General features: G+C 67.6%; 18 protein-coding genes. 1 reads left to right on the top strand and 17 read right to left on the bottom strand.

The annotated features are described in order from the left end of the window. Positions 1-2 precede the first annotated feature (2 nt). From rpsC to rpsJ, 8 genes are read right to left on the bottom strand one after another with little or no spacing between them, the layout of a single operon-like run. Positions 3-812 carry a 30S ribosomal protein S3 gene (gene rpsC / locus AOM06_RS04430; protein ID WP_062303295.1) on the bottom strand — a complete coding sequence of 270 codons (810 nt, stop codon included), beginning with the start codon at positions 810-812 and terminating at the stop codon, positions 3-5. 11 nt (positions 813-823) lie between these two features. Beyond that, positions 824-1,183, bottom strand: coding sequence for a 50S ribosomal protein L22 (gene rplV, locus AOM06_RS04425; RefSeq protein WP_062303292.1), 360 nt, complete (start codon positions 1,181-1,183; stop codon positions 824-826). A gap of 31 nt (positions 1,184-1,214) precedes the next feature. Beyond that, positions 1,215-1,493 carry a 30S ribosomal protein S19 gene (rpsS, locus tag AOM06_RS04420; RefSeq protein WP_042213173.1) on the bottom strand — a complete coding sequence of 93 codons (279 nt, stop codon included), beginning with the start codon at positions 1,491-1,493 and terminating at the stop codon, positions 1,215-1,217. 12 nt (positions 1,494-1,505) lie between these two features. Next, positions 1,506-2,345: a 50S ribosomal protein L2 gene (gene rplB, locus AOM06_RS04415; RefSeq protein WP_062303289.1), complete on the bottom strand. Its 840-nt coding sequence runs from the start codon at positions 2,343-2,345 to the stop codon at positions 1,506-1,508. Between the two features lie 19 nt (positions 2,346-2,364). After that, entirely contained in the window at positions 2,365-2,670 is a 306-nt protein-coding gene (rplW, locus tag AOM06_RS04410; RefSeq protein WP_062303287.1) for a 50S ribosomal protein L23, read from the bottom strand. Next, complete coding sequence (rplD, locus tag AOM06_RS04405; RefSeq protein WP_062303479.1) at positions 2,670-3,317, bottom strand: 50S ribosomal protein L4; 648 nt, start codon at positions 3,315-3,317, stop codon at positions 2,670-2,672. Before rplD ends, rplW begins: the two co-directional genes overlap by 1 nt. A 5-nt stretch (positions 3,318-3,322) precedes the next feature. Next, positions 3,323-3,985 carry a 50S ribosomal protein L3 gene (rplC, locus tag AOM06_RS04400; protein ID WP_062303285.1) on the bottom strand — a complete coding sequence of 221 codons (663 nt, stop codon included), beginning with the start codon at positions 3,983-3,985 and terminating at the stop codon, positions 3,323-3,325. Positions 3,986-4,017: 32 nt separating this feature from the next. Then, positions 4,018-4,326 carry a 30S ribosomal protein S10 gene (rpsJ, locus tag AOM06_RS04395; RefSeq protein WP_042213186.1) on the bottom strand — a complete coding sequence of 103 codons (309 nt, stop codon included), beginning with the start codon at positions 4,324-4,326 and terminating at the stop codon, positions 4,018-4,020. A 367-nt stretch (positions 4,327-4,693) separates the two neighbouring features. Between rpsJ and AOM06_RS04390 the strand changes: the two genes are divergently transcribed. Next, positions 4,694-5,251: a hypothetical protein gene (locus AOM06_RS04390; protein WP_062303281.1), complete on the top strand. Its 558-nt coding sequence runs from the start codon at positions 4,694-4,696 to the stop codon at positions 5,249-5,251. A gap of 10 nt (positions 5,252-5,261) precedes the next feature. Here AOM06_RS04390 and AOM06_RS04385 read toward each other — a convergent pair whose 3' ends face one another. The 9 genes from AOM06_RS04385 to rplJ all read right to left on the bottom strand — a co-directional run bounded on the left by AOM06_RS04385 (position 5,262) and on the right by rplJ (position 19,520). Continuing rightward, positions 5,262-6,209 carry a hypothetical protein gene (locus AOM06_RS04385; RefSeq protein WP_156163581.1) on the bottom strand — a complete coding sequence of 316 codons (948 nt, stop codon included), beginning with the start codon at positions 6,207-6,209 and terminating at the stop codon, positions 5,262-5,264. 104 nt (positions 6,210-6,313) lie between these two features. Then, entirely contained in the window at positions 6,314-7,504 is a 1,191-nt protein-coding gene (gene tuf, locus AOM06_RS04380) for an elongation factor Tu (RefSeq protein WP_062303275.1), read from the bottom strand. Positions 7,505-7,622: 118 nt separating this feature from the next. Beyond that, a complete protein-coding gene (fusA, locus tag AOM06_RS04375) occupies positions 7,623-9,737 on the bottom strand; it encodes an elongation factor G (RefSeq protein ID WP_062303272.1) in 2,115 nt (704 codons plus the stop codon). A 43-nt stretch (positions 9,738-9,780) separates the two neighbouring features. After that, positions 9,781-10,251, bottom strand: a complete 471-nt coding sequence (gene rpsG / locus AOM06_RS04370) for a 30S ribosomal protein S7 (RefSeq protein WP_042213191.1) — start codon at positions 10,249-10,251, stop codon at positions 9,781-9,783. Beyond that, complete coding sequence (gene rpsL / locus AOM06_RS04365; protein ID WP_042213193.1) at positions 10,251-10,625, bottom strand: 30S ribosomal protein S12; 375 nt, start codon at positions 10,623-10,625, stop codon at positions 10,251-10,253. Before rpsL ends, rpsG begins: the two co-directional genes overlap by 1 nt. Before the next feature lie 199 nt (positions 10,626-10,824). After that, positions 10,825-14,697, bottom strand: coding sequence for a DNA-directed RNA polymerase subunit beta' (locus tag AOM06_RS04360; protein WP_062303269.1), 3,873 nt, complete (start codon positions 14,695-14,697; stop codon positions 10,825-10,827). A 71-nt stretch (positions 14,698-14,768) separates the two neighbouring features. Beyond that, on the bottom strand, positions 14,769-18,242 hold the full coding sequence (rpoB, locus tag AOM06_RS04355; RefSeq protein ID WP_062303268.1) for a DNA-directed RNA polymerase subunit beta: 3,474 nt from the start codon (positions 18,240-18,242) through the stop codon (positions 14,769-14,771). Between the two features lie 312 nt (positions 18,243-18,554). Next, positions 18,555-18,938 carry a 50S ribosomal protein L7/L12 gene (rplL, locus tag AOM06_RS04350; RefSeq protein ID WP_062303266.1) on the bottom strand — a complete coding sequence of 128 codons (384 nt, stop codon included), beginning with the start codon at positions 18,936-18,938 and terminating at the stop codon, positions 18,555-18,557. 60 nt (positions 18,939-18,998) lie between these two features. After that, complete coding sequence (rplJ, locus tag AOM06_RS04345; protein WP_062303264.1) at positions 18,999-19,520, bottom strand: 50S ribosomal protein L10; 522 nt, start codon at positions 19,518-19,520, stop codon at positions 18,999-19,001. Between the last annotated feature and the right edge of the window lie 234 nt (positions 19,521-19,754).

Here is a 19,754-nt window from a genome sequence, read left to right as displayed (position 1 = left end):
TCTCAGCTCTCCTTACCGGCCTCGGCGGGAGCCTCGGCAGCAGGGGCGTCGGCCGCGGGGGCCTCGGCCGAACGGGGGGCGGCGTCACGACGCGGGCCGCGGTCGCCACCGCGGCGGTCGCCACGGCCACGCTGCGGGCGGGGGGCCTTCGCCTGCTCGGCGGCCCACTCCTTCTCCGTCATGTCACCCTTGTAGATCCACACCTTCACGCCGATCTGGCCGAAGGTGGTGCGGGCCTCGAAGAAGCCGTAGTCGATGTTCGCGCGGAGCGTGTGCAGCGGCACGCGACCCTCACGGTAGAACTCCGAACGCGACATCTCGGCGCCACCGAGGCGGCCCGAGCACTGCACACGGATGCCCTTGGCACCGGCGCGGAGCGCGGACTGGATGCCCTTGCGCATCGCACGGCGGAAGGCCACGCGCGAAGCGAGCTGCTCCGCGATGCCCTGCGCGACGAGCTGCGCGTCGATCTCGGCGTTCTTGACCTCGAGGATGTTCAGCTGGACCTGCTTGCCGGTCAGCTTCTCGAGGTTCGCACGAAGCTTGTCGGCCTCGGCGCCGCGGCGGCCGATGACGATGCCCGGACGAGCGGTGTGCAGGTCGACGCGGACACGCTCACGCGTGCGCTCGATCTCCACCTTCGAGACACCGGCGCGCTCGAGGCCCTCCGACATCATCTTGCGGATCTTGACGTCCTCGTCCACGTAGTCGCGGTAGCGCTCGCCCTTCTTGGTCGAGTCGGCGAACCAGCGCGAACGGTGGTCGGTCGTGATGCCCAGGCGGTAGCCGTGGGGGTTGACCTTCTGTCCCATTACTTGGCCCCTTACTTGGCAGCGACCGGGGTCGCGACGGTGACGGTGATGTGGCAGGAACGCTTGAGGATGCGGTTCGCACGACCCTGAGCGCGCGGCTGGATGCGCTTCATGGTCGGACCCTCGTCCACAAAGATCTCCTTGATGACGAGCTCGCGCTCGTCGAAGCGCTCGCCGGCCTTGTCGGCCTTCACTCGCGCGTTGGCGATCGCCGAGTCGATGAGCTTGCGCACGTCGACGGCCACGGCCTGCGGCTGGAACTTCAGCGAGGCCGAGGCCTCCACAGCGTTCTGACCACGGACCAGGTTCACGACGCGGCGAGCCTTCTGGGCGGTCACGCGGATGTACCGCGTCTGCGCCTTGGCTTCCATGTTCTAACTCCTCTTACTTCGCTCAGGCGCCTTAGCGGCGGCCCTTGCGGTCGTCCTTGACGTGGCCCTTGAACGTGCGCGTGGGAGCGAACTCACCAAGCTTGTGGCCGACCATCGACTCGGTGACGAACACCGGGACGTGCTTGCGGCCGTCGTGCACGGCAAAGGTGTGACCCAGGAAGTCCGGCGTGATGACCGAACGACGCGACCAGGTCTTGATGACGTTCTTGGTGCCCGCTTCGTTCTGGGCGTCCACCTTCTTGAGAAGGTGGTCGTCGATGAAGGGGCCCTTCTTGAGGCTACGAGGCATGTCCAGGCTCCCTTATCGCTTGTTCTTGCCAGTCTTGCGGCGACGCACGATGAGCTTGTCGCTTTCCTTGTTGGGCTTGCGGGTACGGCCCTCGGGCTTGCCCCAGGGCGAGACCGGGTGGCGACCACCGGACGTCTTGCCCTCACCACCACCGTGCGGGTGGTCCACCGGGTTCATGACGACACCACGGACGGTCGGGCGCTTGCCCTTCCAACGCATGCGGCCGGCCTTGCCCCAGTTGATGTTCGACTGCTCGGCGTTGCCGACCTCGCCGATCGTCGCGCGGCAGCGCGCATCGACGTTGCGGATCTCGCCGGACGGCATGCGCAGCTGCGCGTACGGGCCGTCCTTGGCGACGAGCTGCACCGAGGCACCCGCCGAGCGGGCGATCTTGGCGCCGCCGCCGGGCTTGAGCTCGATCGCGTGGATGACCGTACCGACGGGGATGTTGCGCAGCGGGAGGTTGTTGCCGGGCTTGATGTCGGCGCCGGCGCCGTTCTCCACGCGGTCGCCCTGGCCGAGCTTCTCGGGGGCGATGATGTAGCGCTTCTCGCCGTCCGCGTAGTGCAGGAGCGCGATGCGGGCGGTGCGGTTGGGGTCGTACTCGATGTGCGCAACGGTCGCGGGCACGCCGTCCTTGTCGTGACGACGGAAGTCGATCACGCGGTAGGCGCGCTTGTGGCCGCCACCCTGGTGACGGGTGGTGATGCGACCGGTGTTGTTGCGGCCGCCCTTCTTGTGCAGGGGGCGGACGAGCGACTTCTCGGGCGTCGAGCGGGTGACCTCGACGAAGTCGGCGACGGACGAGCCACGGCGGCCCGGCGTCGTCGGCTTGTACTTACGGATAGCCATGAGTGCTTACCTGTCCTTCTCAGCTCGCCTGGCCGCTGAAGATGTCGATGCCCGCATCGCCAGCAATGGTGACGATCGCGCGCTTGACGTCCTTGCGCTTGCCGAGGCCGAAACGCGTACGACGCGTCTTGCCCTTGCGGTTGATGGTGTTCACGGACGCGACCTTGACACCGAAGATCTGCTCGATGGCGATCTTGATCTCGGTCTTGTTCGAGCGCGGGTCCACCTCGAAGGTGTACTTGCCCTCGTCCATGAGGCCGTACGTCTTCTCGGAGACGATCGGGCGGACGATGATGTCGCGCGGGTCCTTGTTCAGCGTGGTCATTACTTCTCCTCCGCCTCGGACGCCGTCGCGACGGCCTTCACGGACTTGCCGGTCGCGGGGCCCGCGACGAACGCGTCGAACGCGCCCTTGGTGAAGACCGTGTCGTCGTTCACGAGCACGTCGTAGGTGTTGAGCTGGTCGACCGCGATGAGGTGGACGCTCGCCGCGTTGCGCAGCGAGAGGATCGTCTGCTCGTCGGAGCGCTCGATGACCACGAGGGCCGAACGGCCCGCGGTGATCGCGGCGAGCGCCTCGATGGCGGCCTTGGTCGACGGCGTGTCACCCGAGATGATCGAGTCCACGACGTGCACGCGGCCGGCGCGGGCGCGGTCGGAGAGGGCGCCACGGAGCGCGGCGACCTTCATCTTCTTGGGGGTGCGCTGCGAGTAGTCGCGGGGCTGCGGGCCGTGGACGGTGCCACCACCGGCGAACTGCGGCGCGCGGGTCGAGCCCTGGCGGGCGCGACCGGTGCCCTTCTGCTTGTAGGGCTTGCGACCACCACCGCGGACGTCGCCGCGGGTCTTGGTGGCATGCGTGCCCTGGCGGGCGGCAGCGAGCTGCGCCACCACGACCTGGTGGATCAGCGGGACGTTGGTGTCGACGTCGAAGATGTCGGCGGGAAGCTCGACGGTCTTAGCGGTAGCCATGGTGATCACGCGCCCTTCACAGCGGAGCGGATGAGAACGACGCCGCCCTTGTTGCCGGGAACCGCGCCCTTGACGAGCACGAGACCCTTCTCGGCGTCCACCGAGTGGACGAGGAGGTTCTGGACGGTCTTGCGGGCGTTGCCCATGCGGCCGGCCATCTTGATGCCCTTGAACACGCGCGAGGGCGTGGAGGCGCCACCGATGGAGCCCGGCTTGCGGTGGTTGCGGTGCGCACCGTGCGAGGCACCCACGCCGGAGAAGCCGTGACGCTTCATGACACCGGCGGTGCCCTTGCCCTTGGTGGTGCCGGTCACGTCGACGAGCTGGCCGGCCTCGAACACCTCAGCGGTGATCTCCTGGCCCAGGGCGTACTCGGACGCGTTGGCGGTGCGGACCTCGGCCACGTGGCGGCGCGGCGTGACGCCGGCGGCCTCGAAGTGGCCCTTGAGGGGGTTGGTGACGCGGCGCGGGTCAACGGCGCCGAAGGCGAGCTGGACGGCCTCGTAGCCGTCGGTCTCGACGGCCCGCACCTGGGACACGACGTTGGTGTCGACCTGGATCACCGTGACGGGCACCACACGGCCCTCGGCGTCCCACACCTGCGTCATGCCCAGCTTCGTACCGAGCAGCGCGGTGACCGCGCGCTGGGCATTGGAAGTCGTAGTCATGTCGGTGGAAGTCCTTACTTCTCTTGCAGCTCTTAGAGCTTGATCTCGATGTTGACGTCCGCGGGCAGGTCGAGACGCATGAGCGAGTCGACAGCCTTGGGCGTCGGGTCCACGATGTCGATGAGGCGCTTGTGCGTGCGCATCTCGAAGTGCTCGCGGGAGTCCTTGTACTTGTGGGGCGAACGGATCACACAGAACACGTTCTTCTCGGTCGGCAGCGGCACGGGGCCCACCACCGACGCACCGGCGCGCGTGACCGTCTCGACGATCTTGCGGGCCGAAGAGTCGATGACCTCGTGGTCGTAGCTCTTCAGCCGAATGCGGATCTTCTGTCCCGCCATGGCGTGGTCTGCCTTATCTCTCGTGTACAACTACGGTCATCTCCCCGACCCCCGCGCTCGGGCGTGTCGCTCACTTGCGACGCACGCGCGCCATGACATTTCTGTCGGGCCGTGGGTGAAGGTGTGGCTGCCCGCAATAGGCAACCTGAATATTGTGCCAGATACACCCCATCCGTGCAAGACGGAGCGCAACGGTCACCGGGAGCCGTCGACCGCGCTCACGGCGGCCGGCTCCCTTCGTCCCCACGAGGATACGGCCTCGGCAGCCCTCTCGCCCAGTGCCGAGGTCATGCGCGGGGCCGCCCAGGTCGCGGCGGTAGGGTGACGATGCGGGACGCGCCCGCGCGTCCAGGCTTGGAGGAGTCCCATGACGGTCCTGTCCCCCGCGGTCGATGCGGGCCCGGCCCAGCCCGGCGACGGCCTGCGCGCGTGGGCGAGGCCCGTGGGCATCGGCCTGGCCGTCCTGGTCCCCGCCGCGGCGCTCGCCTTCGTGCACCCCGCCGCGTCGCTCATCGTCCTCGCGCCCGCCGCCGCGGTCGGGTGGCGGCTGCACGGCTCAGGGCTCGAGCCGTGGCGGCCCGCGCGCCCGGACCGCTTCCCCGACTCCGTGACGGACCCTCGCCTTCGCTCGTACGCCCGTGACCTGCGCTGGCGGTGGGAGCACGCCATGGTGGTGGGCGGGCTCGGCGCCTACGACGCCGGCGGCGCCTACTCGGGCCCCGTGCTGACCGCAGTCTCGCAGGACGGCGACCGCGTCATCGCTCACGCGCGGCCGACGGCGGCAGACGCCGCCCCCGCCGCCGGGGCGGCGGCGCCCGGTCTCACGGCGGGCCTGGAGGCCCAGGACGTGCTCGTGCGGCGCTCCGACGAGGTCGCCCTCGAGCTGTCGATCGCCGTGAGGGACCTGGGCGAGGGCTGGACCTGAGCCGCTCGGCTCAGCCGCGGCCCTCCGCGTCCCACCAGCGCTGAAGAGCCGCGCGGTCGACCGTCCCGTCCGACGGGAACGCATCCGCGAGGCCCACGACGTCGAGCACGCGGCCGGCGGCGGCCTGCTGCTCGGCGCTGATGCGCTTCATCCATGCGCGAGGGTCCTTGCCCGCGTGCGCGTTGCTGCCCTTGGCGTGCGTCATCTTCGACGGCCGCTCGAGATCGGTCAACCGTTCGGCGGCGATGCCGAGCCAGGCGGCGCCATCCGCGAGCTCGGACCTGTCCTCGACCGCCACGTCGTACGAGACGAGCGCGGTACGGTCGCCGCCGTAGGTGCGGGCCGCGGCGAGGTTCTCCACGGCCCATCGGGCGACCAGCGCGGTCGCATCGTCATCCAGCGCCAGGTCGCTCAGGGCGAGGTCGCCGAGCAGCCCGTCGACCAGCTCGGGCTGGGCGAGCATGTAGTGGAGCCGGTCCGGCGTCCAGCCGAGCACGCTCTGGCTGCTGAGCGTCGCGAGCGGGTGGCGGATCACATGGACGATGCGCACGTCCGGGTGCCGGCGCGCGACCCAGCCGGCCCACATGGGGAAGCGGATCTCCTTGATGAGCCGCCCCTCGTAGCGCTTGAACGGGTTGAGCGACGCCTCCTGGTCGGCCCACGGGTGGCGCGAACGTCCGGTGAGGACATCCTCGACCGCCTCCTGCGCCGGCAGGCGCGGCGCGTCCACCGGCACGAACCGGCCCGGCCGGAGGTCGCTGAAGCGCGCGTCGAGGTCGGGGCGGATCGGCTCGAAGATCGGCCGCAGGCGGCCTGCGCGCGAGTACGCCTCCATGAGCCACGTGGTGCCCGAGCGGCCGCTGCCGCTCAGCAGCGAGGCGTGGGCGGTGTCACGGTGCGGGTCCCACACGGCGATGGATCGGGCGAGCCGCTCGGCTCGGGTCAGGACGCTTGCCACGCGCCCAAGGTAACAGCCCGGAGAACGGGAGCCGGCCCCTTCCGGGAACGCGACGAGGGCCCCCGCCTTGCGGCGGGGGCCCTCGCGCTCAGTAAGCGAAGTACTTACTTGATGATCTTGGTGACGGTGCCGGAACCGACGGTACGGCCACCCTCGCGGATCGCGAAGCCCTGACCCTCCTCGAGGGCGATCGGCTGGATGAGCTCGACCGACATCTCGGTGGTGTCACCCGGCATGACCATCTCGGTGCCCTCGGGCAGCGTGATGACGCCGGTCACATCCGTGGTGCGGATGTAGAACTGCGGACGGTAGTTCGAGTAGAACGGGTTGTGGCGGCCACCCTCGGACTTGTCCAGGATGTAGCAACGGCCCTCGAACTGGGTGTGCGGGGTGGTGGTGCCGGGCTGGACCACGACCTGGCCGCGCTCGACGTCCTCGCGCTTGGTGCCACGGAGCAGCAGACCGCAGTTCTCGCCGGCCCACGCCTCGTCCATCTGCTTGTGGAACATCTCGATACCGGTGACGGTGGTCTTCTGCGGCTCGCGGATGCCGAGGATCTCGACCTCCGAGTTGATCTTGAGCTTGCCGCGCTCGACCTTACCGGTGACGACGGTGCCACGACCGGTGATGGTGAAGACGTCCTCGATCGGCATGAGGAACGGCTTGTCCATGTCGCGCTCCGGCTCCGGAACGTTCTCGTCGACAGCGGTCATGAGGTCCTGGACCGACTTGACCCACTCGGCGTCGCCCTCGAGCGCCTTGAGCGCCGAGACACGGATCACCGGGGCGTTGTCGCCGTCGAAGCCCTGCGAGGAGAGGAGCTCGCGCACCTCGACCTCGACGAGCTCGAGGATCTCCTCGTCGTCGACCATGTCCGACTTGTTGAGGGCCACGAGCAGGTAGGGCACGCCCACCTGGCGGGCGAGCAGCACGTGCTCACGCGTCTGGGCCATCGGGCCGTCGGTCGCCGCGACCACGAGGATCGCGCCGTCCATCTGGGCCGCACCGGTGATCATGTTCTTGATGTAGTCGGCGTGACCCGGAGCGTCGACGTGCGCGTAGTGGCGCTTCTCGGTCTGGTACTCGATGTGCGCGATGTTGATCGTGATACCGCGCTCGCGCTCCTCGGGAGCCTTGTCGATGTCCTCGAACGGCGTGAAGGGGTTGAGGTCCGGGTACTGGTCGTGCAGGACCTTCGAGATCGCAGCGGTCAGCGTGGTCTTACCGTGGTCGACGTGACCGATGGTGCCGATGTTGACGTGCGGCTTGGTCCGCTCGAACTTGGCCTTAGCCATTTTGGCTTCCTCCTGAATTGGTGGTGAGACTCGGGTAGAGGATCCGACTGCCGATGGCCGCTGCCATCGTGGGGCGTATCCCTACTGGTCGTATTGTTTCCTACTTCAACCGGTGGGACTACTCGCCCCGGGTCTTAGCGATGATCTCCTCGGCAACGTTGCGAGGAACCTCGGCGTAGCTGTCGAAGGTCATCGAGTACACCGCACGACCCTGCGTCTTGGAACGCAGGTCGCCGACGTAGCCGAACATCTCCGACAGCGGGACCAGAGAGTCGATGACCTTGACGCCCGCGGCGTCGGACATCTGGCGGATCTGGCCACGGCGGGAGTTGAGGTCGCCGATCACGTCGCCCATGTAGTCCTCGGGCGTACGGACCTCGACGGCCATGACGGGCTCGAGGAGCACCGGCTGGGCCTTGCGAGCGGCCTCCTTGAAGGCCATCGAACCGGCGATCTTGAACGCCATCTCCGACGAGTCGACGTCGTGGTACTGGCCATCCAGCAGGGTGGCCTTGACGCCCACCATCGGGTAGCCGGCGAGGATGCCGACGTTCATCGCGTCCTGGATACCGGCGTCGACCGACGGGATGTACTCGCGCGGCACGCGACCACCGGTCACGGCGTTCTCGAACTCGTACATGACCTCGGCGTCGGCCTCGAGCGGCGCGATCGAGATCTGCACCTTGGCGAACTGGCCGGAGCCACCCGTCTGCTTCTTGTGGGTGTAGTCGTGCTTCTCGACGGTGCCACGGATGGTCTCGCGGTACGCGACCTGCGGCTTGCCGACGTTGGCGTCGACCTTGAACTCGCGCTTCATGCGGTCGACGATGATGTCGAGGTGAAGCTCGCCCATGCCGGAGATGACGGTCTGGCCGGTGTCCTCGTCCAGCTTGACGCGGAAGGTGGGGTCCTCCTCGGCCAGCTTCTGGATCGCGACCGACATCTTCTCCTGGTCGCCCTTGGTCTTGGGCTCGACCGCCACGTGGATCACGGGCTCGGGGAAGGTCATCGACTCGAGGACCACCTGCGAGCTCGGGTCGCTCAGGGTGTCACCGGTGGTGGTGTCCTTGAGGCCGATCACGGCGTAGATGTGGCCCGCGGTGACCGAGTCGACCGGGTTCTCCTTGTTGGCGTGCATCTGGAAGATCTTGCCGATGCGCTCCTTCTTGCCCTTGGTCGCGTTGATGACCTGGGCGCCGGAGTCGACCTTGCCGGAGTACACGCGGATGTAGGTCAGACGGCCGAAGAAGGGGTGCGTCATGATCTTGAACGCGAGGGCGGAGAACGGCTCGTTCGCGTCGGCGTGACGCTCGATGACCTTCTCCTCGTCGTGGACGTCGTGACCCTCGATCGCCGGCATGTCGAGCGGCGACGGGAGGTAGTCCACGACCGCGTCGAGCATGGGCTGCACGCCACGGTTCTTGAACGCGGAGCCGCACAGGACCGGGTAGATCTCGGAGGCGATAACCATCTTGCGGATGGCGCCCTTGATCTCGTCGACCGACAGGTCGCCGCTCTCGAAGTACTTCTCCATGAGCGCCTCGTCGGTCTCGGCGACCGTCTCGAGCAGCTCGGCGCGGTACTCCGCCGCCTTCTCGGCGAGGTCGGCCGGGATCTCCTGCGTCTCGTACTGCGCGCCCAGGGTGACGTCACCCTTGGCATCGCCGGGCCACACGAGGGCCTTCATCTGGACCAGGTCGATCACACCGAGGAAGTCCGACTCGGCACCGATCGGCAGCTGGATGACCAGCGGACGCGCACCGAGGCGCGACTTGATGGTGTCGACGGTGAAGTAGAAGTCCGCGCCGATCTTGTCCATCTTGTTGACGAAGCAGATGCGGGGGACGTTGTACTTGTCGGCCTGGCGCCAGACGGTCTCCGACTGGGGCTCGACGCCCTCCTTGCCGTCGAACACGGCGACGGCACCGTCGAGGACGCGGAGGTTGCGCTCCACCTCGACCGTGAAGTCCACGTGACCGGGCGTGTCGATGATGTTCAGCTGGATGTTGTTCCAGAAGCACGTCGTCGCAGCCGACGTGATCGTGATGCCACGCTCCTGCTCCTGGGCCATCCAGTCCATCGTCGCGGCACCGTCGTGCACCTCGCCGATCTTGTAGGTGATACCCGTGTAGAACAGGATTCGCTCGGTCGTCGTCGTCTTGCCGGCATCGATGTGGGCCATGATGCCGAAGTTGCGGACCTTCGTGAGGTCCGTCAGCACGTCCTGTGCCACGAGTGGTTCTCCTCGGTTCTAGTGCGAACGAACTGGCCTGCGACTACCAGCGGTAGTGCGCGAACGCCTTGTTCGACTCGGCCATCTTGTGCATGTCCTCGCGGCGCTTGACAGCGGCGCCGAGGCCGTTGGAGGCGTCGAGGATCTCGTTCATGAGGCGCTCGGTCATGGTCTTCTCGCGACGCTGGCGCGAGAAGTCGACCAGCCAGCGCAGGCCGAGCGTGGTCTGACGCACGGGGCGCACGTCGACGGGGACCTGGTAGGTCGCGCCACCGACGCGGCGGCTGCGGACCTCGAGCGCCGGGCGGATGTTGTCGAGCGCGCGCTTGAGCACGACGACCGGGTCCTGGCCCGACTTCTCACGGACGCCCTCGAGGGCGCCGTAGACGATCGCCTCGGCGGTCGACTTCTTGCCGTCGAGCAGGACCTTGTTGATCAGCTGCGTGACGACCGGAGCGCCGTAGACGGGGTCGTTGATGATCGGCCGCTTGGGGGCCGGTCCCTTGCGAGGCATTACTTCTTCTCCATCTTCGCGCCGTAGCGGCTGCGAGCCTGCTTGCGGTTCTTGACGCCCTGCGTGTCGAGCGAGCCACGGACGATCTTGTAGCGGACACCCGGGAGGTCCTTCACACGACCACCGCGGACGAGCACGATCGAGTGCTCCTGGAGGTTGTGGCCCTCACCGGGGATGTACGCGGTGACCTCGATGCCGGTCGACAGGCGCACGCGGGCAACCTTGCGAAGGGCCGAGTTCGGCTTCTTGGGGGTGGTCGTGTAGACGCGCGTGCACACGCCGCGACGCTGGGGGCTCGACTGAAGAGCCGGGGTCTTGGTCTTCGAGGCCTTGGGGTGGCGACCCTTCCTGACCAGCTGCTGAATCGTAGGCACTACTTCTCCGTGTCTCTGTGGTTCTGCGGGAACGTTCTTCTCGTATCGGCCGACCCCCGCGCCCGGGCGTGTCGATCCATCGGGTATCGCGCGCTGGGCGCGACTCGGGGGCCCGGCGACGCGGGCACAAGCATCTAAGATACCTGCGCGCCGCGCCGCCGTCAAAAGCGGCATAACAACCGCCCGGCCCCGTCGTATGTCAGTCTCGGATGTCGAACTCCTCGAGCGGCACGGCCTCGCCGGTGCCCTCGCCGAAGTACTGGCCGTCCCACTCCTCGTACCCGAAGGTCGGGAAGAGGTTGGCCTTCGCCTCCTCGGTGGGCTCGACCGTCGCCGTGCGGTACTGCGCGAGGCCGGTACCAGCGGGGATGAGCTTTCCGATGATGACGTTCTCCTTGAGTCCGAGGAGCGAGTCCGACTTGCCGGACATCGCCGCCTCGGTGAGGACGCGCGTGGTCTCCTGGAAGGAGGCCGCGGACAGCCACGACTCCGTCGCAAGCGACGCCTTCGTGATGCCCATGAGCTCGGGACGCGCCGAGGCGGGCTTGCCGCCGGCGGTCACGGTCTCGCGGTTCGCGCCCTCGAAGCGAGCACGCTCGACGAGCTCGCCCGGAAGCAGGTTGGTCTCGCCCGAGTCCAGCACGGTCACGCGGCGCAGCATCTGCCGCACGATGACCTCGATGTGCTTGTCGTGGATCTCCACGCCCTGCGAGCGGTACACGTTCTGGACCTCGTCCACCAGGTGCTTCTGGGTGGCACGCGGGCCGAGGATGCGCAGCACGTTCTTCGGGTCGACCGCACCGGCGACGAGCTGCTGGCCCACCTCGACGTGCTCGCCGTCCTGGACCAGGAGGCGCGAACGCTTGGTGACCGGGTACTCGACCGGCTCGTCCCCGTTGTCCGGGGTGACCACCAGGCGACGGGTCGCCTCGGAGTCGTCGACCTTCATCACGCCGGTGACCTCGGAGATCGGGGCCTCACCCTTGGGGGTACGGGCCTCGAAGAGCTCCTGGACACGCGGCAGACCCTGCGTGATGTCATCCGCGGAGGCGACACCACCGGTGTGGAACGTACGCATCGTCAGCTGCGTGCCGGGCTCACCGATCGACTGCGCGGCGATGATGCCGACAGCCTCGCCGATGTCCACGAGCTCGCGGGTGGCGAGCGAGCGGCCGTAGCAGCGCGCACACGTGCCCACGACGGACTCGCAGGTCAGGACCGAACGGACCTTGACCTCCGTGACGCCGTGCTCGATGAGGTTGTCGATGAGGACGTCGCCGATGTCGGCGGCGGCCTTGGCGACCACCTCGCCGGCAGCGTTGAGGACGTCCGTCGCCAGCGTGCGGGCGAAGACCGAGGTCTCCACGCGGTCGTGCTTGACCTTGGTGCCGTCGGCGAGGACCTCGACGATGGGCATCGTCAGGCCGCGCTCGGTGCCGCAGTCCTCCTCGCGGACGATGACGTCCTGCGAGACGTCGACCAGTCGACGCGTGAGGTAACCCGAGTCCGCGGTACGCAGCGCGGTGTCCGCGAGGCCCTTGCGGGCACCGTGGGTCGCGATGAAGTACTCGAGGACGGACAGGCCCTCACGGTAGTTCGACTTGATCGGGCGCGGGATGATCTCGCCCTTCGGGTTCGCCACGAGGCCGCGCATACCGGCGATCTGGCGGACCTGCATCCAGTTACCACGAGCACCCGAGCCGACCATCGTGTGGACGGTGTTGTGCTTGGGGAAGGACTCGCGCATGGACTTGTCGACCTCGTTGGTCGCCTGCGTCCAGATCTCGATGAGCTCCTGGCGGCGCTCGTCGTCCGTGATCAGACCGGTGTCGAACTGGTCCTGGACCTTAGCGGCCAGAGCCTCGTAGCGCTCGAGGATCTCCTGCTTGTTCGACGGCGTCGCGACGTCGCCGATGGCGATGGTCACGCCCGAGCGGGTGGCCCAGTGGAAGCCCGCCGCCTTGAGGGCGTCGAGCGAGGCCGCGACCTCGACCTTCGGGTAGCGCTCGGCGAGCGTGTTGACGATGTCGCCGAGGACCTTCTTGTCGACGTTGCGGTTGACGTAGGGGTACGTCACCGGCAGCAGGTCGTTGAACAGCGAGCGGCCGAGCGTCGTGGTGAGCATGAACGGCTCACCCGCGACGTGGGCCTCGGGCAGCTCGAAGTCGACCGGCGGCACGGTGTCGCCGTCGACGCGCAGCGAGATCTCGGCGTTGAGCGAGATCGCGCCGGCGTCGTACGCCATGAGCGCCTCGGCCTGCGACCCGAAGACCAGGCCCTCGCCCGTCTCGCCCTCCTTGTGGAGGGAGAGGTGGTAGAGGCCGATGATCATGTCCTGCGAGGGCATGGTCACCGGGCGGCCGTCGGACGGCTTGAGGATGTTGTTGCTCGAGAGCATCAGCACGCGGGCCTCGGCCTGCGCCTCCGCCGACAGGGGCAGGTGCACAGCCATCTGGTCACCGTCGAAGTCGGCGTTGAACGCGCCGCAGACGAGCGGGTGCAGGTGGATGGCCTTGCCCTCGACCAGCTGAGGCTCGAACGCCTGGATGCCCAGACGGTGCAGCGTGGGCGCACGGTTCAGCAGCACGGGGTGCTCGCGGATGACCTCCTCGAGCACGTCCCAGACCTCGGAACGCGAACGCTCGACCATGCGCTTGGCCGACTTGATGTTCTGCGCGTGGTTGAGCTCGACCAGGCGCTTCATGACGAAGGGCTTGAACAGCTCGAGCGCCATCTGCTTGGGCAGACCGCACTGGTGCAGCTTCAGGGTCGGGCCGACCACGATGACCGAACGGCCCGAGTAGTCGACGCGCTTGCCGAGCAGGTTCTGACGGAAGCGACCCTGCTTGCCCTTGAGCATGTCCGAGATGGACTTGAGGGGGCGGTTGCCGGGACCCGTGACGGGGCGGCCGCGACGGCCGTTGTCGAACAGCGAGTCCACGGCCTCCTGGAGCATGCGCTTCTCGTTGTTCACGATGATCTCGGGAGCACCGAGGTCGAGCAGACGCTTGAGGCGGTTGTTGCGGTTGATGACGCGGCGGTACAGGTCGTTGAGGTCGGAGGTCGCGAAGCGGCCACCGTCCAGCTGCACCATCGGACGCAGGTCCGGCGGGATGACCGGCACGCAGTCGAGCACCATGCCCTCGGGCGAGTTGGTGGTCGTGAGGAACGCGTTGACCACCTTGAGGCGCTTGAGGGCGCGGGTCTTGCGCTGGCCCTTGCCGGTCGCGATGATCTCGCGCAGCTTCTCCGCCTCGGCCTCGAGGTCGAAGGTCTGGAGGCGCTTCTGGATCGCCTCCGCACCCATCGAGCCCTTGAAGTACGAGCCGTAGCGGCGCGACATCTCGCGGTACAGCATCTCGTCGCCCTCGAGGTCCTGGACCTTGAGGTTGGCGAAGCGGTCGAAGATCGCGTCGAGTCGCTCGATCTCGGCGTCCGCGCGCTTGCGGATGTTCGCCATCTCGCGCTCGGCGCCGTCCTTGACCTTGCGCTTCACGTCGGCCTTGGCGCCCTCGGCCTCGAGCTCGGCGATGTCCTTCTCGAGCTTCTCGGCACGCGCGTTGATCTGCACGTCGCGGTCGTTGGCGAGGGCCTTCTTCTCCTTCTCCATCTCGTTGCGGAGCTGGGGAAGGTCCTCGTGGCGGCCGTCCTCGTCCACCTCGGTGACCATGTACGCCGCGAAGTAGATGACCTTCTCCAGGTCCTTCGGGGCGAGGTCGAGCAGGTAGCCGAGGCGCGACGGGACGCCCTTGAAGTACCAGATGTGGGTCACCGGGGCGGCGAGCTCGATGTGGCCCATCCGCTCACGGCGGACCTTCGAGCGGGTCACCTCGACGCCGCAGCGCTCGCAGACGATGCCGCGGTAGCGGACGCGCTTGTACTTGCCGCAGCCGCACTCCCAGTCGCGGGTGGGGCCGAAGATCTTCTCGCAGAACAGGCCGTCCTTCTCCGGCTTGAGCGTGCGGTAGTTGATCGTCTCGGGCTTCTTCACCTCTCCATGCGACCAGTTGCGGATGTCCTCCGCGGTCGCAAGGCCGATGCGCAGATCGCCGAACTCGTTCACGTCGAGCAAGGTTCTACTTCCTTAACTCCGGCTGGATGCCGGCACTGAAACTTGTCCTGTATGGAGTGAGCTCGGGGCTCTTAGATCTCGTCGACGCTCGAGGCATCGGGGCGGCTGGACAGCGAGATGCCCAGCGACTCGGCCGCCTGGTAGGCGTCGTCGTCGGTCTCGCGCATCTCGATGACGTGACCCTCGTGGTTGAGGACCTCGACGTTCAGGCAGAGCGACTGCATCTCCTTCATGAGGACGCGGAAGGACTCCGGCAGACCGGGCTCCGGGATGTTCTGTCCCTTGACGATCGCCTCGTAGACCTTCACGCGGCCGGTGACGTCGTCCGACTTGATCGTGAGGAGCTCCTGGAGCGCGTAGGCGGCGCCGTACGCCTCGAGGGCCCACACCTCCATCTCGCCGAAGCGCTGGCCACCGAACTGCGCCTTACCACCCAGCGGCTGCTGCGTGATCATCGAGTACGGGCCGGTCGAGCGCGCGTGGATCTTGTCGTCGACCAGGTGGTGGAGCTTGAGGATGTACTTGTAGCCCACCGCGATCGGCTCCGGGAACGGCTCACCGGTGCGACCGTCGTACAGGCGGGCCTTGCCCTCCTGGTTGACGAGGCGCACGCCGTCACGGTTCGGGTTGACCACCGTGCGCAGGCCGCCGAGGACGTCCTCGCGGAGGCCGTCGAACACCGGCGTCGCGACCGGGGTGCCCGGCTCCGACGTGACCGCGTCCGCGGGGAGGTTCTTGGTCCACTCGCCCTCGGCGCCGGTCGCGTCCCAGCCGTGCTTCGCGATCCAGCCGGTGTGGGTCTCGAGGACCTGGCCGACGTTCATACGACCGGGGACACCCAGCGGGTTGAGGATGACGTCGACCGGCGTGCCGTCCTCGAGGAACGGCATGTCCTCGACCGGCAGGATCGTCGAGATGACGCCCTTGTTGCCGTGACGGCCGGCGAGCTTGTCGCCCTCCTGGATCTTGCGGCGCTGCGCGATGTACACGCGGACCAGCTGGTTGACGCCGGCCGGGAGATCGTCGCCGTCCTCCTCGGTGAACACGCGCACGCCGATGACCGTGCCGGACTCGCCGTGGGGCACCTTGAGCGACGTGTCGCGGACCTCACGGGCCTTCTCGCCGAAGATCGCGCGCAGCAGGCGCTCCTCCGGGGTCAGCTCGGTCTCACCCTTCGGGGTGACCTTGCCGACCAGGATGTCGCCCGCGCGGACCTCGGCGCCGATGCGGATGATGCCGCGCTCGTCGAGGTCGGCGAGCGCCTCCTCCGAGGCGTTCGGGATGTCGCGGGTGATCTCCTCGGGGCCGAGCTTCGTGTCACGGGCGTCGACCTCGTGCTCCTCGATGTGGATCGAGGAGAGGACGTCGTCCTGCACGAGGCGCTGCGACAGGATGATCGCGTCCTCGTAGTTGTGGCCCTCCCAGCACATGAAGGCGACCAGCAGGTTCTTGCCGAGCGCGAGGTCGCCCTCGTCGGTCGCAGGACCGTCCGCGATGACCGAGCCGACGACGACGCGGTCGCCCTCGTCGACGATCACGCGCTGGTTGTACGACGTGCCCTGGTTGGAGCGCTGGAACTTCGCGATGCGGTACGAGCCGGTCGTGCCGTCGTCGTTCGCCACGGTGACGAGGTCCGAGCTCACCTCGGTGACCACGCCCTCCTTGTTCGCGACGATGACGTCGCCGGCGTCGATCGCCGCGCGGCGCTCCATGCCGGTGCCGACGAGCGGCGCCTCGGAGCGGACCAGCGGCACCGCCTGGCGCTGCATGTTCGCGCCCATGAGCGCGCGGTTCGCGTCGTCGTGCTCGAGGAACGGGATCAGGGCGGTACCCACCGACACCATCTGGCGCGGCGAGACGTCCATGTAGTCGACCGCCTCGGGCGCGACGAACTCGACCTCTCCGCCCTTGCCACGGACGAGCACGCGCTCGTCGGTGAAGCGGTTGTTGTCGTCGAGACCGGCGTTCGCCTGCGCGATGACGTAGTGGTCCTCGTCATCCGCGGTGAGGTAGTCGACCTGCTCGGTGACGATGCCCTTGACGACCTTGCGGTACGGGGTCTCGACGAAGCCGAGCGGGTTGATGCGACCGAACGACGCGAGCGAGCCGATCAGACCGATGTTCGGACCCTCAGGGGTCTCGATCGGGCACATGCGGCCGTAGTGCGAGGTGTGGACGTCACGGACCTCCATGCCCGCGCGGTCACGGGAGAGACCGCCGGGGCCGAGCGCCGAGAGACGACGCTTGTGCGTGAGGCCCGCGAGCGGGTTGTTCTGGTCCATGAACTGCGACAGCTGCGACGTGCCGAAGAACTCGCGGATCGCGGCGACCACGGGACGCGTGTTGATGAGCGTCTGCGGCGTGATCGCCTCGACGTCCTGCGTCGTCATGCGCTCACGCACCACGCGCTCCATGCGCGACAGGCCCGTGCGGATCTGGTTCTGGATCAGCTCGCCGACCGCGCGGATGCGGCGGTTGCCGAAGTGGTCGATGTCGTCCGTCTCGACGCGAATCTCGCCCGCGGCACCCTCGAGGGTCGCGATGCCCGCGTGCGCCGCGGCGATGTACTTGATCGTCGCGACGATGTCGTCGAGACCGAGCACCGAGTCGCCGAGCTCCTTGGCGAGGCCGAGCTTCTTGTTCAGCTTGAAGCGGCCGACCTTCGCGAGGTCGTAGCGCTTGGAGTTGAAGTAGAAGTTGTCGAGCAGGTTCTGGCCGGCCTCGACGGTCGGCGGCTCGCCCGGGCGCAGCTTGCGGTACAGGTCGACGAGCGCTTCCTCGTGCGCGTGGACGGTGTCCTTGGCGAGGGTCTCGAGGATGGCCGGGAACTGCGCGAACTCCTCGGCGATCTGGTCGTCGGTCATGCCGAGCGCCTTGAGGAAGAGCGTCACGGGCTGCTTGCGCTTGCGGTCGACGCGGACGCCCACGGCGTCGCGCTTGTCGATCTCGAACTCGAGCCAGGCGCCGCGCGAGGGGATGACCTTCGCGGTGAAGATGTCCTTGTCGGACGTCTTGTCGGGGGTGCGCTCGAAGTAGACGCCGGGCGAACGGACGAGCTGCGACACGACGACGCGCTCGGTGCCGTTGACGATGAACGTGCCCTGGCCGCTCATGAGCGGGAAGTCGCCCATGAACACGGTCTGAGACTTGATCTCACCCGTGGTGTTGTTCATGAACTCCGCGGTCACGAAGAGCTGCGCGGAGTAGGTGAAGTCCTTCTCCTTGCACTCCTCGGGCGTGTAGCGCGGCTCCTCGAAGTACGGGTCCGAGAACGACAGGGACATGGTCTGTCCGAAGTCCTCGATGGGCGAGATCTCCTCGAAGATCTCCTGGAGGCCTGCCACCTCCGGGACGTCGTTCCGGCCGCTGTCCTTGGCGGCGGTGACGCGCTGCTGCCAGGCGGTGTTGCCCAGCAGCCAGTCGAAGCTCTCCGTCTGGAGCCCGATCAGGTTAGGAACCTCGATGGGGTCCTGAATCTGGGCGAAGGAGATACGGCGCGATGCGGAACGGTTGGAGATGGCGGAATCGGTGCGCGAGGCAGCCAAGGGGGGTTCCTTCCCTTTATGATCGTGCGTGACCACGATGCCTAGCCGCGGCTCCACCGGATCCTGGGGCGAAACCCGCTACAAGCGGACGCACGCCAGGTAGGCATATGAGGGCAGGGCGATAGACAGCGCAAGTCGTCAGACTACCGCGGCTCGTGCGGATTGTCCAGTCCGAATCCCCGGAATCCAGACGACACGCCGATCGTGCCCGAAAAGCAACCGCCGCATCGTCGACGTCCGGGGACAGCAGAACGGGGCCGGGCCCTTGCGGACCCGACCCCGTTCCAGTGCTTCGGCTGAGGCCGAACGAGCTTACTTGAGCTCGATGGTGGCGCCGGCAGCCTCGAGCTGCGCCTTCGCCTTCTCAGCGTCGTCCTTCTTCGCGGCCTCGAGGACGGCCTTGGGGGCCTCGTCCACAAGCGCCTTCGCCTCGCCCAGGCCGAGACCGGTCAGCGCGCGGACCTCCTTGATGACCTGGATCTTCTTGTCGCCGACCGCGGCGAGGATGACGTCGAACTCGTCCTTCTCCTCGACCTCGGCAGCGGCCTCGCCCGCGGGGGCGGCGGCGGCGACGGCGACCGGAGCGGCGGCGGTGACCTCGAAGGTCTCCTCGAACGCCTTCACGAACTCCGAGAGCTCGATGAGCGAGAGCTCCTTGAACTGCTCGATGAGCTCCTCGGTGGTGAGCTTAGCCATGATGACTTCCTTCTCTCTTGCCTGCGTGAAGCAGATGTGTGTAGTGGGGTGCAGCCTGGATCAGGCTGCGTCTTCCTGCTTCGCACGCAGGGCGTCGACGGCACGCGCGGCCTGAGCCAGCGGCGCCTGGAACATGTATGCAGCACCAAAGAGCGACGCCTTCATAGCGCCGGCTGCCTTGGCGAGCAGAACCTCGCGGGACTCGAGGTCCGCCAGCTTCTTGACCTCATCAGCGGAGATCACCTTGCCTTCGAGAACGCCGCCCTTGATGACGAGCTTGTCGTTCTCCTTGGCAAAAGCCTTGAGACCCTTCGCGGCCTCCACCGGGTCACCGGTGACGAACGCGATGGCCGTGGGGCCGACGAGAAGGTCGTCAAGACCCTCGATGCCGGCGTCCTTGGCCGCGAGCGCCGTCAGAGTGTTCTTCGCGACCTTGTAGGTCGCGGCGCCACGGATCTCACCGCGCAGCTTCGCGAGCTGCGGGACGGAGAGGCCGCGGTACTCGGTGATCAGCACCGCCGCGGAGCTGCGGAAGTCGTCCGCGAGCTCTGCAACAGCGTTCACCTTGTCTGGCGTCGCCATGTTTGTCCTTCCTTCGGATGACCACCATCCGGCCCGGACATGAGAAAGGCCCCGCGCAGGCGGGGCCGGGAGGCCTGGTCCGCGAAACAGAAAGGGCGACCCGAAGGTCGCCCAGACGTCCGCGCACTCGGCGCTTTCAGCTTCACCTGCGCTGGTCCCCGCATGAACGGAGCTTCGGTCGGCTCCGGGAGATCCCGGCGCCGACGACCGGCGGTCTTGGGCCTGACTATCTTA

The organism is Demequina subtropica (assembly GCF_000971235.1).
GTDB classification, from domain to species: domain Bacteria; phylum Actinomycetota; class Actinomycetes; order Actinomycetales; family Demequinaceae; genus Demequina; species Demequina subtropica.
Note: the sequence above shows the minus strand (reverse complement) of the source record. Positions and strands in the feature narration are given on the sequence as shown.

Coding starts and splice junctions, on each gene's coding strand:
- rpsC (WP_062303295.1), bottom strand. CDS start 812: ATGGGACAGAAGGTCAACCCCCACGGCTACCGCCTGGGCATCACGACC.
- rplV (WP_062303292.1), bottom strand. CDS start 1,183: ATGGAAGCCAAGGCGCAGACGCGGTACATCCGCGTGACCGCCCAGAAG.
- rpsS (WP_042213173.1), bottom strand. CDS start 1,493: ATGCCTCGTAGCCTCAAGAAGGGCCCCTTCATCGACGACCACCTTCTC.
- rplB (WP_062303289.1), bottom strand. CDS start 2,345: ATGGCTATCCGTAAGTACAAGCCGACGACGCCGGGCCGCCGTGGCTCG.
- rplW (WP_062303287.1), bottom strand. CDS start 2,670: ATGACCACGCTGAACAAGGACCCGCGCGACATCATCGTCCGCCCGATC.
- rplD (WP_062303479.1), bottom strand. CDS start 3,317: ATGGCTACCGCTAAGACCGTCGAGCTTCCCGCCGACATCTTCGACGTC.
- rplC (WP_062303285.1), bottom strand. CDS start 3,985: ATGACTACGACTTCCAATGCCCAGCGCGCGGTCACCGCGCTGCTCGGT.
- rpsJ (WP_042213186.1), bottom strand. CDS start 4,326: ATGGCGGGACAGAAGATCCGCATTCGGCTGAAGAGCTACGACCACGAG.
- AOM06_RS04390 (WP_062303281.1), top strand. CDS start 4,694: ATGACGGTCCTGTCCCCCGCGGTCGATGCGGGCCCGGCCCAGCCCGGC.
- tuf (WP_062303275.1), bottom strand. CDS start 7,504: ATGGCTAAGGCCAAGTTCGAGCGGACCAAGCCGCACGTCAACATCGGC.
- rpsG (WP_042213191.1), bottom strand. CDS start 10,251: ATGCCTCGCAAGGGACCGGCCCCCAAGCGGCCGATCATCAACGACCCC.
- rplL (WP_062303266.1), bottom strand. CDS start 18,938: ATGGCTAAGCTCACCACCGAGGAGCTCATCGAGCAGTTCAAGGAGCTC.
- rplJ (WP_062303264.1), bottom strand. CDS start 19,520: ATGGCGACGCCAGACAAGGTGAACGCTGTTGCAGAGCTCGCGGACGAC.